Consider the following 13,696-nt stretch of genomic DNA (forward strand, 5'->3'; position numbering starts at 1 on the left):
GAAGGGAGCCCCAGCCAAGTCACTTAAAATACCGAACCTCGATATAGCATCGAGGTTTTTTTATGCCTTAAATGGAACTATAAAAGCTATCCGGGAATTGTGCTCAAAAAAAACTGATTTCAAAACCGTTTTAAACAAACAGGTAGTGTACGCTTCCCTCATTTCAAAAAATGGACGCTGTCGCGCAATAGCGGTCCGACCTATCCAATAGATGCTTTCCGTAATTCCGCAGGCATCTGAAATCGGGTCAATGATTGTGTTATAGCAATCTGGTCGTTACTTTCCTAAAACACCCCTGAGCTTGGAAAGATCAGCTTGTAAGCTCTATTAAAAAATAACTTCCTTTCCCTTTTTTTTTCGGATGCCCCAAACGACAGGAAAGCCAAAGAAACGGCAACACTATAGGAGGAGAAACATACGCTAGATATGGCGCAGATAGCTCCATTAAAAAAACCGATGGGAAAGGGAATTTTCCCTTTCCCATTGGCTTTTAATTTAAGGTACCCAACAAAGTAGCAAGCCTTTCAAATGCAGAGCCCCAACCGTTGTAGATGCCCATTTTCTCCTGCTGCTTGCAATATTCCTCCGTTTCATGGACGACACTAAAGGTAAATTTTGTTTTATCTCCGTCCGCTTCAAATTGGATATGCAATGCTACCCCCTCCGTCATAGGTCTAAAATCTGCCGAAGTAACTATCTTTTTTTGGGGAACGATCTCTGAATAAACCCCTTCGGAAATGAATTGATTTCCATCAGGCATTTCCATCGTATACTTCCACTTGCCCCCTACCGAAAAATCATGCTCCACCACATCCAAGGCCATTCCATTTGGCGCCCACCATTGCGCTATATGCTCCGATTGTGTCCAAGCTTCCCAAACCAGGGCAATGGGTGCATTAAAAGTTCTTTCCAGGGTCAATGTGCGGTTGGCCAAATCATTTGGGTTGTTCATTGTTCTTGTTTTTAGATTGTAATTCGTTTAAATAGTTCTCGAAGGAATCCAATTTTTCCTCCCAAAGCGTTTTGTATTGCTCGATCCACATAAACGCGGGGATAAGACTTTTGGGTCTGATAAGACAGTACCGGTTTCTACCTTTTTGAACTATGGAGACTATTCCACATTCTTCAAGGATTTTTAGATGCTTTGATATTGCCTGACGGCTCACATCAAATTTTTCCGAAATCGTGTTGATTGTCATTTCCTCCTCGGCCAGCACGGTTATAATTTCCCTACGTACGGGGTCCGCTATCGCCTGAAACACATCTCTCCTCATTATATGCAACCGTTTGATTGCAAATTTATTTGAAATCGTTCGGTTGCGCAATATTTTATTGGATTATTTTAACCCGGATTATGCATTAGAACTTCGTAATGAAGCTTTTAGCTGCGATAAAATATGACATTTTATGAATGTAAGCATAGCTCCGCTACGGTTACATTTAAAAATGTAGCGCAGCACCATAGTTTGAAGTAGCTGGAAGCTGTAATAGATTTTCTAATGCATAAAGCGGGTTTAAGAATTCGGAAACTACCCTTAGCGGTTATAAAATCAATATCGGCCAACAACGATATGCCCGACCGGCTATTGTGCTTTTGAACAGCTGTAGTTTAAGCCAGTGCGACCGCTAAATACCATTGTAGAAATTGTTGTGGCAGAACCCTGCCCCTCTATGAAATATCCATACCGTTTAAAAGTTTGCCATATTCCCATTGAGATGTACGGAATTTGGCCACTGTTCCTTTAGATTGAGCAAGAGCAACGCAATCGTTTCTGTGGAGAATGATTTTCCGAAATTTAACCTTGAAATGGTATTCACCAATCGCCATAGCCATTGTGGCGCTCCGGTTCTTTAACGAGCCTAAATTAAATGTGCAATGGAAATGCCCAAACATACCATCACCAGCTTTGATAGGTTGAACTTATGTCCTTCCCCCGTTTCAAACAAAATGGTGGTGGCAATATGCAGAAAGATACCGATCACTATGGCATTCACGACATCGAGATGTTCGGCGGCCAATACCGTGTTGTTGGATATAAAGGTACCCAAAGGCGTCATTGCCCCAAACACTACCAAGAAACCAATAATTTGAACCTTACTATAGCGGGATTGAAATAAAAATGTGGTGATCAACGCCGCAATCGGAATTTTATGGATCAGTATTCCGTACACCATATCATTATGCTGGTGAATGGGGAACCCTTCCAAAAAACTATGGATACAAAGGCTTATAAACAGTATCCATGGAAATTGTTCGCCTTCTTGAGGGATATCGGCATGACCGTGCTCAACCCCTTTGGAAAAAAATTCAAGGACGATCTGCAACAAAATACCGCACATGATAAAAAGTCCGGTCTGTTTGGGATCTAAATGATGATACACCTCGGGCAACAGATCAAAAAGTGCCAGTGCCAACAAAAACGCCCCACTAAAAGACAGCAAAAGCTTGGTGCCTATTGATTTTCGGCCTTTAGTGACAATAGCTATAATTACACCGATAGCAATGGCCACAATGGGAAGCAAATACGTATTCATAGGCATGTGTTTAAAATTTAAGCTTTGGTTTTTGCCACTGACGATCTTTTATCACCAAAAACGGATATATCAAATAATAACAGGACAAATTTGGTCCTTATTTGCCCGTATTCATATGATGTGTGGCAAGAAATACCCTTGACCCGCATCAATACACAAACTTGATGTACGTCAACTTTTTTTGAGCCTGAAATTTGTCGGAAATTTTTATCGAACCGCATCGTTCACGCAAGGATTCCCGTTTTGGTATACCTTCAGAAATGGAAAGCTAACAATGGAGGAAATAGGTGAAAGACCTTGGGCAGGTTCGGAAAAGGGCAAGTTCCAAAAAACTGCCCACCGTAACCGCTATGCCTTTAAAATGCACGGGGCTACAGGAGCAGACTCGAATCCTTTTCCACCGTTGCAGTAAACCGCTGGCAATAAGCTATTTTGTAATCCATAAAATTGCGGACTGCCCATTGCCCATACCAAATGGTTGAAGACTTGTAGCTCCCAGTATTCGGAGGAAAGTCTGCGTTAAAGCGCATCCTTTCAGCTGATGGTCGGGATTATTGCACCCGACCATAGCTATCGATCCATTAACGGGAATACTATACTTTTTCGAAAATGGCTTCGAACGGTTTGCGCACCTTTTGGGCATGCTGTGTGGCATCTTCTTCACTTCTATAGCCGATCGCCAATACTACGCTAGCGTCAAGGCCTTTCTCCTTTAAACCTAAAATTTCGCTATAGGCCGCTGGATCAAAACCTTCCATAGGGGTACTGTCCAGTTTAAGTTCGGCACAGGCATTTATGGCATTGGCCAATGCGATGTAGGTTTGTTTCGCCGTCCATGACCGTTTTTCCGCCTCGGATTTCTCGCTCATTTTCGTTTTCATAAAATCGCTGTAGTCCTTTAGACCGGAAACGGGCACACCCTGTGTTCGTGCCTTTAGATCGATGTAGGCTTCCACATCGCTATCGGTAACGTCGTTATAACTGCAAAAAACAAGGAGATGTGAGGCGTCCGTTATTTGGGATTGCCCCCAAGATACAGGCCGTAACTTTTCCCGAACCGCGGTGTCTTCAACAATAAGGACCTTATACAACTGTAGCCCATAAGACGATGCGGATAATTGGACAGCCGTTTTAATTTTTTCCAGATCTTCCGAACTGATTTTCCTTGAGGTATCGTACTTTTTGGTGGCATAGCGCCATTTTAAATTTTCGATCAATTGCATGTATATTTTTTTTGAATTCAATTTACTTGTGTTCGTTTTTACTCTCGAAACGGTCATACACTTGAACAGATTGTGCCCATTTCGCTACCGGAACATTTCTCCGTCATTTTGTACAGGTTTATTCCGCGTCCTGTCTGGTATAAAAAATCTTGCTGACGATTTTCCACTGCCCCTCTATTTTTAAAATGTGCATAAAATCGATGTAGGTAAACGTAGGGAACTGGATCTCCAACTGGGCGTTTGCAGCATCTCCAGCAACCGTTAAGGAAACGACCCTTGTTTTTATTTTCTCTTTAAGCGGTGTTCCGTCCATCCCCTCGGTCAACCCTTCAATGGCACTTACTTCCGTATAGGTTTTACCGATCCACTTCATGGTCGCGGTCGGGTGAAATGCCTTTTTTAAGGTTTCGGCATCGTTGTTTACAAGGCCCGTCAAATAGTAGTTTACGGTAGTTTCTATTTGCTCCAAGTCGGTCTGTTGTGCCTGGACGTTCGTCGTCATGGCTATTGTAATTACCCCTATCAAAGTTAAAATGACTTTTTTCATGTGTTTTAATTTAAATCGTTGTTTAGTGTTAATAAGACCAGTCTACAATTTCATCCTTGTGGCAAAGCCTGTAGCTGATCCTTCTCTTATAAAGAAGCGCTATTTCGTTTTTAGTGAATCCCTTTTTAAGTTATGCATCGAATGCATTACAATTTCACGTTAAAATCTTGTCCATTTCTTAATTGCTCCCTGTATCTTTCAAATCTGGGTTTAAAGTGTTCCGGGGTGTCGGGGCCCGTTTTTTCCAAAGCCTTCAACGCATTTTTGAACTCTTTTTTGGCCGAAAACGCTCTGGCCAATCCATAATGCCCCGGAAAAGCGCCCTTGTTGTTTTTGACATTGGCCTGCATGACGTCTACCGCTTTATCCAATTGGCCATCCGCTATCAACCCGATACCTAGGCGATACAGTTCGTCCGGACTCCCCAATGGAATCGCCTTTTGCAAGATACGTTGTGCCGCTTCCGTCTTTCCCTGTTTTTCCAAAATACGGGATTTCAAGGAAAGATTGACAAAGGTTTCCTTACTGAAAAAATTACCGTTAATAGAAGCATCGATCCATTCCAACGCTTGGTCCAATTGCCCTATACCAAGGGCATAATTCGCCGCACTGTCCCAGGTAGTTTGTTGGAACCCCTTCGGATTTCTCAGATCGTTACGGATCCCTGTCATCACTATTTCATTCACCGCTACATCGATGGTAAAAGGAATTCCCTTGGTATCCCAATGCAAAGAGACCGTTGCGCTGGTCGGGGATACAGCATCAAAACGGTACGTCAACATTTCCGTAGCCGTACCGTTGGTTATGGCGCTAACCTTGAAACGCAATACATCCTCCTTTTCATCATAAAAATAGGAGCCCCAAGAAGTAGTGTTGGAAGATAGGATGATAACCACTTCCCCATTTTCTTCGGGTGCCATAAACAAAGCATATTTTCCCGCGGGAACCTTGTTCCCTTGTATACTGACCTCGTGTGTGAATTGGATGGTGGTATTGTAGTCCGCCCCCGCTCTCCATGGTGCCGATTTAGCGGTGCCAAAGCCCAAATAGTTAAACCCATAAGGCACAACATTACCCCAGATGGCCCTACCCTTAACATAAGGTCGGCCATAATGAATAGTGATATCGGTAATACCTATGCGTTGACGCACTTCTGCCTCGGGACTGGCGGCAGGGAGGGTAAGCTGTGCTTTTAAGTTTGACATGCCAAAAGAAATTAGAAAAATGGTTAAAATGAATGGAGAAACAATATATTTTTTCATGGTCTATGAATTGCTTTATGAGGTTTTTGCAAGCAGAAATGAAATGATATGGACGCTTTTTTCAAAACAGCACATCGGATGATCCGCTATTTCCGCTATCCCTGTTTGTCGATAGCGGTAAGGGTGGGATCTGTATTCCAAACGTCTACCGCCATCTTCCATACCCCTTCCTCATTTTTCTTCCAAATGGAAACCACTTTTTCAAACTGCTTTACGGTACTTCCGTTTTCATCCTCAAAGCTCACCAACATTTTATCTATGGTATACCCCAAGTCGCCACTCTCGGACACGAATGCCTGCTGTGGCTCCCAAGTGACGTTAAAACCTGGTATGGATTGAAATTCGCTCAATACCTTTCTAATTTTCTCATGCCCCTGTAAAAGCGGTTGATCTGGGGCCATCATAATACCATCTTCACCGATAAAACTAAAATAGGCTTCGGTGGAAAATGATTTGGACCATTCGCGACTGGTTTCCAATAATTGTGCTTCGCCCTCTTGTGAAAGTTCGGCCGTTTGCCTGTTGGTGCAGGAGAGCATCATTAGCCCCGCCAACACCGTTAATACTGCTGTTTTCATGTCGTTATATGTTTACTCGATAATCGAGATTTAAAATGCTCCGACGCTTGCGTCGAAATCAATATTAATTTTCGTTCTAATGCCTCGTGGGCTTGCCCCGAGGTTATTTACTTTATCTTTTAAACCTGTTGTTTGTCGGAGGAACAAATAAGGGAGTTCCATAAGAAAGTCCTCTTGGATTAAAAATGTGTCAAAAAAGATTTTTCCAAACCTTTTTCGACACATTCGTTGTGAAAGGATGGTATACCATTTCAAAATTAAAATGGCTTAACTTCCTCTCCATTCTAAAAGAGATTAGGGCCGTAAAGCCACTTTAAGCGTTCCGGATGAACGGTCGCGCATCAAGTCGTATCCTTTTTCAGCCTCTGATAAGGGTAAAATATCAGTGAAGATCTTACTAGGATCGATTACCCCTCTTTCCACAATGGGCAACAACTTGTTCATATATGCGGCAACGTTTACCACACCCGTGTGTATCGTTATGTTTCTGAACAGGGCCGATGAATAAGGCTGTTCTACCGGTTCGTACAAGTGGCCGAACCCTAGCACACTTATCGATGCGCCCGCTTGGGTCATTTCCATTCCCTGCGCAATGGCCGCCTTATTCCCTACCGAATCGATTACGGAATTGGCGCCCCTTCCTTCCGTTAGGGATTTTACAAATGCCACGGCGTCTTCGTTCTTGGAGTTCACTACATGGGTAGCCCCTATGGTTTTGGCCAGTTCCAACCGACTGTCGTGTCGTCCTACTAGAATAATGGTCGAGGGGCCGAACAATGTAGCGGCCATTACCGCACTTAACCCTACTGCACCATCACCTATGACCACTACGGTTTCGCCGGTTTTAATGTTGGCGTTTAAAGCGCCATGGTATCCGGTGGCAAAATTATCCCCCAAGGGAAGTACTTTGGTATCGAACTCCTCGCCGGTCAAACCTTCAGGGAGTTTAAAGAGTGAGGAGTTCCCATAGGGCACACGAATAAATTCGGCCTGCCCACCCTGAATATCATCACCACCATGTTGGGCGAAAAGTGGTGTTCCGAACAATCCTCCATGATCACAGGCCGAGGGAAGGTCCCGTTTACAATAATAACAATCCCCATCGACGAACATAGCGGAGGCTACAACACGGTCCCCAACTTTTAAGGTATGGATATCCTTACCCACTTGGTCGACCACGCCAACAAATTCATGACCTATGCGCATACCTCGAACAATCCCATTTCGGGTCCGTTTTGGGTGAATTCCAGATCCGCACCGCAAACACCGGCAAGCGTAATGCGTACGATAACATCGTCATCTTTTACCAGCTGTGGCTTTGGTATATCCACCACCTCAATTTTTGCTCTTTCTTTATAAACTACTGCTTTCATACTATGTGATTTAATTTGAATTTATTTTTAACAATTCTCCGGTGGTCTCCTTACAAGAATCCCGGACTAACGGACATTTCTATGGAAGGAACCGCCACTACCCCTGAATGTTTTCTAGGGTGTAGCCGTTATTGAACTTTATATTTTTGGTAAATTGGTCGGTCCACGACCCTTCCAATACATTCCCGTCCCAATCAGCGGGTGCATATTTGCGATAGGTGGACAAGTAGATGCCATTTACCTTTTCATACTTCAATTTCATCAGGCTCGGTTCGGTGACGCCAAATCCCGTTGCGTTGTAGAGAAACTGATCGATTCTATTCGTTTTTGGATTGACATATAAAAGGTACCGGTCCTTACTGGATTCCCCTATATCCGTTCCAAAGGTCATCTCCACTACCTTATACGCTATACCATCCACGGTTCTGGAAGGCAACATTTTATGGTTTGCGCCCGGATCGGATAATTTGAACATCATGGCGAACCAGTAGTAGTTCGTCTTTCTTAGGATGTGGCCGATAAATGCAGGTTGTTGCTCCGTTATCGCTTTTCCATCTATCTTGGAAACCGAGCTTTTACCGTTGAAGAACTGCGTATAGGTTTCACCCGGCAGTTGGGGCAGGGCGTACACCTGCCGTTTTGTATATGCTGCATAGGAAACTTCCCCATCAAAAATGTACCGCTCCTCGGAAACGTCGGATACGCTGTTGTCCTTGGCCGTAAAAGTATAATCAAAGGACACGTCCTTTAGCTTGTGAAGTGCCGCTTTGCCGCCATTGGCCGCTACCACCTCATCGATCAAGGCTTTTGCTTCTTGGGCCTCTACTGAGGTGATACATAGGACCAATACGAATAATAGGGTTTTAGAAATTACTTTTTTCATGATAAATGGTTTACTGTGATTTTAATTTGTTTGTGTTTAAAATTGAATCGATATTTTGATCAAATGGTTCAACCCTTATTCAACGCGGCAATGATATCGGAAGCTTCGACGCGATTTCTATAGTCGCCCCCTTCTGTTTTAGCGTAGGAAATTGTGCCGTTTTTTTCGATGATGAAGGTTGCGGGAATCGGAATTTCACTGGCTTCATCACAATTATAGCTTTCGTAATCATATCCCAGTTCGCACATGGTATGCAATGACCTTTCCGGATTTTTATGGATGGTGGTAAACTCCTTGGAAACCATATTCCCGTTATCGCTCAGAACGTTGAACTGTAATGCGTTTTTCTCCGTTATGTTCAAAGACGCGTCCGGGGTCTGTGGCGATATGGCCACCAAAGTGGCGCCCGCTTTTTCTATTTCGGGAAGCACGGCCTGATACTGGCTCAATATTAAATTGCAGTAAGGGCACCAAGTACCCCTATAAAAAGTAAGTACCACTCTTTTCGCCCTTAACACCGCGTACAGGTTAACACTTTCGTGCAGTGCGTTCAACAAGGTGAAATTTGGTGCCTTATCCCCTACCCCAAGCTTTAAAATGGAGGTATGCTCCTTACCAAGTTCCTCGGCATCCGAGTTAAAAACTTCGAGTGCACATGCCGAAAGCGAACGCGAAAGCTTTGCTTTTAATTTTTTTACCCCTTCCCTATAAGAAGGAATTCCTTTAGTAGTCATCCTCTATTGTATTTAATGGATTAGCGAACCAATGTTCCATCCGAAAAAACCCAGATTTTACATCTTGGAAACTTCGTTAAATGGTTTCAATTTGATTGTCGTCCGCTTGTTGCTAAGAGAAACCTGTGCCCAATGTGCACATTAAACCCGCTTTATGCATTAGAAAGTCTATTACAGCTTCCAGCTACTTCAAAATATGGTGCTGCGCTACATTTAAAAATGTCATATTTTATCGCAGCTAAAAGCTTCATTACGAAGTTCTAATGCATAATCCGGGTTAAAAGGTTCCTTTTTACCCTAGCTCCCAGTCGTTCATCGTCCCGGTTTAATTCCGTTGTTATTGGACATGACAAAGCTGCGTCATATGGGAAAAGCATAATATGACCTGTGGTAAGAAAAAAGCTTGATCTGCATCAAGCTATAAAATTGACGTACATCAATTTTTGTTTAAGAGCGCTTGCGAATTCTGCTTATGGATTCGGGAGAGATGCCCAAGTAAGAGGCGAGAACATACTGTGGTACCCTATTTGCTATTTGAGGGTATTTATTGACGTACTCCCAATACCGCTCTTCCGAGGTTTTACTGATATTGGTGATCACGCGTTGATTGGAATAGGATAGCGCCCTTTCGACATAGAGTCTGAAGTATTGGCACAAGGCATGTATTCTGGCGCAAAGTGCTTCAACATCGCCATACTTCATTTGTATGATGATAGAATCTTCCAGGGCTTCGGCATAATACTCCGCAGGGGTTCTATTGAGGTAACTGGGAAAGTCGGTAAAAAACCAATCTTCTACCCCGATACTTACGGTATGTTCTTTGCCCACATCATCCAAATAAAAGACCCGCACGGCACCTTCTACGATATAGTTTCGATATTCGGATACAAAGCCGGGCTGAATAATGAACTGCCGTTTTTTAACCCTGGTAGTTTTCAGTATCGCGGTAAACTCCGCTATTTCACTATCCGATAATTCGACAAATTTGGCAATATGGTCCAAAATTCCCTGGTATTTGTTCATCGATTCCAATTTTTTATGACCTTACGGACAACGTTCAATTCCCTCAAATTATGGGGTGCACACACGTTCGTATCACCGTATCGCTGTTTTTTTTCCAAACATCCCGGTATGGGCCAACGCTTTTCTATCGCGATAAAAATACACAAACCTTACGATCGGGCCAGAAGCTCGTGCCATAATCGGCTTTCTTGAACTACATTAAGTGAGCATAACCGAGGAATCAATATCTTTAAACGGTAAATACCGCTAATACCATTGCTACCTTAAAATCACACAAATAAAAAGCAATCATTTTTTACTTGGACGAAAAAAAAATCAAGCACAGCAGTAGCTACGGTTGTTTTTGTTTTGAAGTATAAACGGAAAAGGGCAATTTCTAATGCGTAATTTAAGATAGAAATGGCATATCTATAGCGGTACTAAACAAAAGCTGTGGAAGCATATAAAAGTATACTCGAAAATATCGCACGTTACGTTTCCCTATCACTAGCTGAAAAGGAAAAACTGGTCGCCATCATCCGGACGACCAAAATAAAAAAACGGCAATTTATAGATCAGCCCGGTTACGTTTGTAATTATAGAAACTATGTGGTACAGGGAGCCTTTCGTTCCTACTATATTGATGGTGATGGAAAGGAACACACCGTTCAGATCGCCATTGAAGATTGGTTCGTAAGCGATTTTTATAGCTACATTACCCAAACACCCGCAACGCTTTATGTAGAGGCCCTTGAAGATTCCACCATTTTTCAGATGACCTATCAAGACATTGAAGGATTATGCAAGGAAGTACACGCCCTTAGCGAATATTTTAGAACCTCTACCGAAAGGGCTTTTGCATTCTCTCGAAAACGGGCCCTTTCCAATTTGAGTTTGACCGCGGAAGAAAAGTATTTGGAGCTACTGCAACGTTATCCCAATATCGTTCGTCGGGTTCCGCAGAAAGTAATCGCTTCCTACTTGGGCATGACCCCCGAGTTTATGTCAAAAATCAGAAAGAAGCTCGCTACAACATCTTAATCCAGTTCAATACAATTTCCTAATGTAGTTCATTTTATAGGCCCGTGATGGGTCGCAACTTTGTAGCGTCGATATTGACAATAACCAAAGAAAAGTAAAATGGACATAACATCACAAAACCCTTCCTATCAAAAAAAGCTGGAAGAATTACGAAAAAACCTGGGCAAACTGTTGCCAGATGATGCATTGACCGTTTTTGATGCCGATGCAACAACATTACAGGAAAAACATCGCGCTATATTACAAGTAACGGTCGGCGACAAAGCATCGGATTTTTCGTTATCCAACGCATCGAACGAAACCATCGTCCTCTCCAAGCTGTTACAACGGCATAAGGTGGTATTGGTATTCTATAGAGGAACGTGGTGCCCTTATTGCAACCTGCAATTGGCGCATTATCAACAGGCCTTGGACCAATTTCACGTCTATGGTGCAAAACTGGTCGCCATATCGCCACAGACCCCGGACGAGTCCCTCAGTATCAAAGAAAAGAACGCCCTCGATTTTGAGGTGTTGAGCGATAACGGGAATATTGTTGCCAGAAACTATACCACCGTATTTAAAAATGGCGATGCCCCTATAACTACCATGACGGGACTAGGGCTCGATTTTGACGCGTACTATTCCGACGATTCCAGGGAACTGCCCGTCCCCGCGGTTTTTGTCATTGAACAAGACGGGACCATTGCCTTTGCCAAAACCGAAGGCGGCGACTACAGAAACCGGGTGGAGGTTTCCGAAATTATAGCAACACTTAAAAACAAATATCATGAAAAAAACAATTCATAATAGTGCAATTTGGCTACTTGCCCTGCTTATGGTCACTTTCGGGCTAAACAAATTTTTCGGCTTTATTCCGGTTACGCCACCGGTCGATGCCATTGCGCAAAATTTTATGGGCGCAATGTTCACTTCCTACCTGTATGTGGTGGTAGCCATAGCCGAAATTGTGGGAGGCATACTATTGGTACTGCCCAAAACCAAATTTATGGGATGGTTGTTGTTGCTACCCGTAATTTTCAATATCGTGGCTTTCCATATGGCCCATGATTTTATTGGTAATGGAATATGGCTGGTGCCCACAATACTTTATGGGGCCATCACCTACCTACAATTCAATAACATTAAAAAATCATTGATCCATGGATTTGTTTAAAATGAGTACTTCCATCTTTCTGCTTTTTCTAGTGCCTTACAGCGCTAATGCACAAAAAACGGTAACGGTAAAAGTGACGAACAGTATTGTATTGACCGAGGACGAAGACGAGGTTTGGACCGCAGTTTCCAATTTGGAAAACCTTGACAGACTGGTACCGGAAATTATCGATAAAACCGCTGCCGTAGGAAATGGCAAAGGGGCCATTGTAACCTTGACCTTGAAAGCGGACGGGAACCAAGTAATCGAAGAAATTACAAAACTGAACAATACCAAACGCATCATAAGCTATAAAATGGTACGAACCCCCATGCCGATGACGCATTACAAAGCTACTATTGCCATTTTAAGGGGCGACCGCAATACATTTACACTCCGTTTCACGGCAATTTTAAAGACCGATTCAAAAAATAGGGAAAGGATGCGAACGACCATCGACGGTTTTCAAAAAACACTATTGACGAACATTAAAAATAAATCTTATGAAAAGTAACATTTGGTTGATCACCGGTATTTCGAGCGGCCTCGGAAAGGCTTTGGCGGAGACGGTAATGGATAAGGGCGATTTTATTATCGGAACCTTTCGAAAACAAAAACAGGTGGATGCGTTCAATGCAAAACACGGCGTAACGGGACACGCCTTGTTATTGGATATCACCAATGAAGAGCAGGTAGAACGGGCCGTTCAGCAAATCGTTTCGCAATATGGCCGTATCGATGTATTGGTCAACAATGCGGGAATGGGTTTTGTAGGCGCCATTGAAGAGAGTACCATGGAAGAAGTGCGGCAGGTGTTCGAGGCCAACGTTTTTGGAACCTTAAAACTCACCCAGACCGTATTACCGCATATGCGCAAAGCGCAAGATGGGCATATCGTACAGATATCGTCCCACGGAGGGATCAAGGCCTTTGCCGGCTTCGGAATTTACAACGCCAGTAAATTTGCGTTGGAAGGCTTTAGTGAAGCCCTTGCTCAAGAAGTAGGTCCTTTGGGAATTAAGGTTTCCCTAGTGGAACCGGGGCCGTTTCGGACAAAATTTGCAGGTGATGGATTGGGCCTTGCCAAAATGGAAATAGCGGCCTATGCAGCAACGGCAGGGGCCTTTAGGGGCATGCTGAAAAGCGTTGATGGCAAACAAGAGGGAGATCCGGTAAAGGCGGCGGAAGCCATTATCGATTTGGTGAGGTCCGAAAACCCTTCGTTTCGCCTGCCATTGGGTAAAGTAGCTTTAATGACGATAGGAATGAAATTGGATAGTGTTCGTGCGGACCTAGAGGCCAATAAGCACATTGCCGAAAATGCAGTTTACCCCGATTGACTTTACCAGCAATACCATTTTAACTTTGAAATGGTATGACCCC

Annotated in this window: 17 protein-coding genes; 5 read left to right on the forward strand and 12 right to left on the reverse strand. The window is 43.4% G+C overall.

The features are described 5' to 3' along the window. Nucleotides 1-490: 490 nt before the first annotated feature. The 12 genes from ACRD7P_RS01840 to ACRD7P_RS01895 form a co-directional block, all read right to left on the reverse strand. Nucleotides 491-952 carry an SRPBCC family protein gene (locus ACRD7P_RS01840; RefSeq protein ID WP_430905770.1) on the reverse strand — a complete coding sequence of 154 codons (462 nt, stop codon included), beginning with the start codon at nt 950-952 and terminating at the stop codon, nt 491-493. Next, nucleotides 936-1,274, reverse strand: coding sequence for an ArsR/SmtB family transcription factor (locus ACRD7P_RS01845; RefSeq protein WP_430905771.1), 339 nt, complete (start codon nt 1,272-1,274; stop codon nt 936-938). The genes ACRD7P_RS01840 and ACRD7P_RS01845 overlap by 17 nt, the downstream gene beginning before the upstream one ends. Before the next feature lie 586 nt (nt 1,275-1,860). After that, on the reverse strand, nt 1,861-2,535 hold the full coding sequence (locus tag ACRD7P_RS01850; protein WP_430905772.1) for a ZIP family metal transporter: 675 nt from the start codon (nt 2,533-2,535) through the stop codon (nt 1,861-1,863). Between the two features lie 593 nt (nt 2,536-3,128). Beyond that, on the reverse strand, nt 3,129-3,758 hold the full coding sequence (locus ACRD7P_RS01855; protein ID WP_430905773.1) for an NAD(P)H-dependent oxidoreductase: 630 nt from the start codon (nt 3,756-3,758) through the stop codon (nt 3,129-3,131). Between the two features lie 118 nt (nt 3,759-3,876). Next, entirely contained in the window at nt 3,877-4,305 is a 429-nt protein-coding gene (locus tag ACRD7P_RS01860) for a nuclear transport factor 2 family protein (RefSeq protein ID WP_430905774.1), read from the reverse strand. A gap of 146 nt (nt 4,306-4,451) precedes the next feature. After that, on the reverse strand, nt 4,452-5,510 hold the full coding sequence (locus tag ACRD7P_RS01865) for a DUF2911 domain-containing protein (protein ID WP_430905775.1): 1,059 nt from the start codon (nt 5,508-5,510) through the stop codon (nt 4,452-4,454). A 152-nt stretch (nt 5,511-5,662) separates the two neighbouring features. Then, a complete protein-coding gene (locus ACRD7P_RS01870; RefSeq protein ID WP_430905776.1) occupies nt 5,663-6,145 on the reverse strand; it encodes a YybH family protein in 483 nt (160 codons plus the stop codon). Nucleotides 6,146-6,439: 294 nt separating this feature from the next. Further along, the gene (locus ACRD7P_RS01875; protein ID WP_430905777.1) at nt 6,440-7,351 is read right to left on the reverse strand and encodes a zinc-dependent alcohol dehydrogenase; all 912 of its coding nucleotides are present in this window, start codon (nt 7,349-7,351) and stop codon (nt 6,440-6,442) included. Then, the gene (locus ACRD7P_RS01880; RefSeq protein ID WP_430905778.1) at nt 7,342-7,518 is read right to left on the reverse strand and encodes a hypothetical protein; all 177 of its coding nucleotides are present in this window, start codon (nt 7,516-7,518) and stop codon (nt 7,342-7,344) included. The genes ACRD7P_RS01875 and ACRD7P_RS01880 overlap by 10 nt, the downstream gene beginning before the upstream one ends. A 97-nt stretch (nt 7,519-7,615) precedes the next feature. Beyond that, entirely contained in the window at nt 7,616-8,401 is a 786-nt protein-coding gene (locus ACRD7P_RS01885) for a DUF6503 family protein (protein ID WP_430905779.1), read from the reverse strand. 68 nt (nt 8,402-8,469) lie between these two features. Then, the gene (locus tag ACRD7P_RS01890) at nt 8,470-9,135 is read right to left on the reverse strand and encodes a peroxiredoxin-like family protein (RefSeq protein WP_430905780.1); all 666 of its coding nucleotides are present in this window, start codon (nt 9,133-9,135) and stop codon (nt 8,470-8,472) included. Between the two features lie 447 nt (nt 9,136-9,582). Further along, nucleotides 9,583-10,158, reverse strand: coding sequence for a Crp/Fnr family transcriptional regulator (locus ACRD7P_RS01895; protein WP_430905781.1), 576 nt, complete (start codon nt 10,156-10,158; stop codon nt 9,583-9,585). Nucleotides 10,159-10,590: 432 nt separating this feature from the next. Between ACRD7P_RS01895 and ACRD7P_RS01900 the strand changes: the two genes are divergently transcribed. From ACRD7P_RS01900 to ACRD7P_RS01920, 5 genes are all read left to right on the forward strand, one after another. After that, entirely contained in the window at nt 10,591-11,178 is a 588-nt protein-coding gene (locus tag ACRD7P_RS01900; RefSeq protein WP_430905782.1) for a Crp/Fnr family transcriptional regulator, read from the forward strand. Between the two features lie 99 nt (nt 11,179-11,277). After that, nucleotides 11,278-11,967, forward strand: a complete 690-nt coding sequence (locus ACRD7P_RS01905; RefSeq protein ID WP_430905783.1) for a peroxiredoxin-like family protein — start codon at nt 11,278-11,280, stop codon at nt 11,965-11,967. Then, nucleotides 11,948-12,334, forward strand: a complete 387-nt coding sequence (locus ACRD7P_RS01910) for a hypothetical protein (protein WP_430905784.1) — start codon at nt 11,948-11,950, stop codon at nt 12,332-12,334. Before ACRD7P_RS01905 ends, ACRD7P_RS01910 begins: the two co-directional genes overlap by 20 nt. Continuing rightward, nucleotides 12,321-12,827, forward strand: coding sequence for an SRPBCC family protein (locus tag ACRD7P_RS01915; protein WP_430905785.1), 507 nt, complete (start codon nt 12,321-12,323; stop codon nt 12,825-12,827). Before ACRD7P_RS01910 ends, ACRD7P_RS01915 begins: the two co-directional genes overlap by 14 nt. Continuing rightward, nucleotides 12,817-13,653 (forward strand): oxidoreductase, encoded by an 837-nt coding sequence (locus tag ACRD7P_RS01920; protein WP_430905786.1) that lies wholly within the window; start codon nt 12,817-12,819, stop codon nt 13,651-13,653. Before ACRD7P_RS01915 ends, ACRD7P_RS01920 begins: the two co-directional genes overlap by 11 nt. The last annotated feature ends 43 nt before the right edge of the window (nt 13,654-13,696 follow it).

It is taken from the genome of Maribacter sp. 2-571 (assembly GCF_050589625.1).
In the GTDB taxonomy this organism is placed as follows: domain Bacteria; phylum Bacteroidota; class Bacteroidia; order Flavobacteriales; family Flavobacteriaceae; genus Pelagihabitans.

Coding starts and splice junctions, on each gene's coding strand:
- ACRD7P_RS01885 (WP_430905779.1), bottom strand. CDS start 8,401: ATGAAAAAAGTAATTTCTAAAACCCTATTATTCGTATTGGTCCTATGT.
- ACRD7P_RS01850 (WP_430905772.1), bottom strand. CDS start 2,535: ATGAATACGTATTTGCTTCCCATTGTGGCCATTGCTATCGGTGTAATT.
- ACRD7P_RS01875 (WP_430905777.1), bottom strand. CDS start 7,351: ATGCGCATAGGTCATGAATTTGTTGGCGTGGTCGACCAAGTGGGTAAG.
- ACRD7P_RS01910 (WP_430905784.1), top strand. CDS start 11,948: ATGAAAAAAACAATTCATAATAGTGCAATTTGGCTACTTGCCCTGCTT.
- ACRD7P_RS01915 (WP_430905785.1), top strand. CDS start 12,321: ATGGATTTGTTTAAAATGAGTACTTCCATCTTTCTGCTTTTTCTAGTG.
- ACRD7P_RS01880 (WP_430905778.1), bottom strand. CDS start 7,518: ATGAAAGCAGTAGTTTATAAAGAAAGAGCAAAAATTGAGGTGGTGGAT.
- ACRD7P_RS01845 (WP_430905771.1), bottom strand. CDS start 1,274: ATGAGGAGAGATGTGTTTCAGGCGATAGCGGACCCCGTACGTAGGGAA.
- ACRD7P_RS01855 (WP_430905773.1), bottom strand. CDS start 3,758: ATGCAATTGATCGAAAATTTAAAATGGCGCTATGCCACCAAAAAGTAC.
- ACRD7P_RS01905 (WP_430905783.1), top strand. CDS start 11,278: ATGGACATAACATCACAAAACCCTTCCTATCAAAAAAAGCTGGAAGAA.
- ACRD7P_RS01895 (WP_430905781.1), bottom strand. CDS start 10,158: ATGAACAAATACCAGGGAATTTTGGACCATATTGCCAAATTTGTCGAA.
- ACRD7P_RS01840 (WP_430905770.1), bottom strand. CDS start 952: ATGAACAACCCAAATGATTTGGCCAACCGCACATTGACCCTGGAAAGA.
- ACRD7P_RS01860 (WP_430905774.1), bottom strand. CDS start 4,305: ATGAAAAAAGTCATTTTAACTTTGATAGGGGTAATTACAATAGCCATG.
- ACRD7P_RS01920 (WP_430905786.1), top strand. CDS start 12,817: ATGAAAAGTAACATTTGGTTGATCACCGGTATTTCGAGCGGCCTCGGA.
- ACRD7P_RS01870 (WP_430905776.1), bottom strand. CDS start 6,145: ATGAAAACAGCAGTATTAACGGTGTTGGCGGGGCTAATGATGCTCTCC.
- ACRD7P_RS01865 (WP_430905775.1), bottom strand. CDS start 5,510: ATGTCAAACTTAAAAGCACAGCTTACCCTCCCTGCCGCCAGTCCCGAG.
- ACRD7P_RS01890 (WP_430905780.1), bottom strand. CDS start 9,135: ATGACTACTAAAGGAATTCCTTCTTATAGGGAAGGGGTAAAAAAATTA.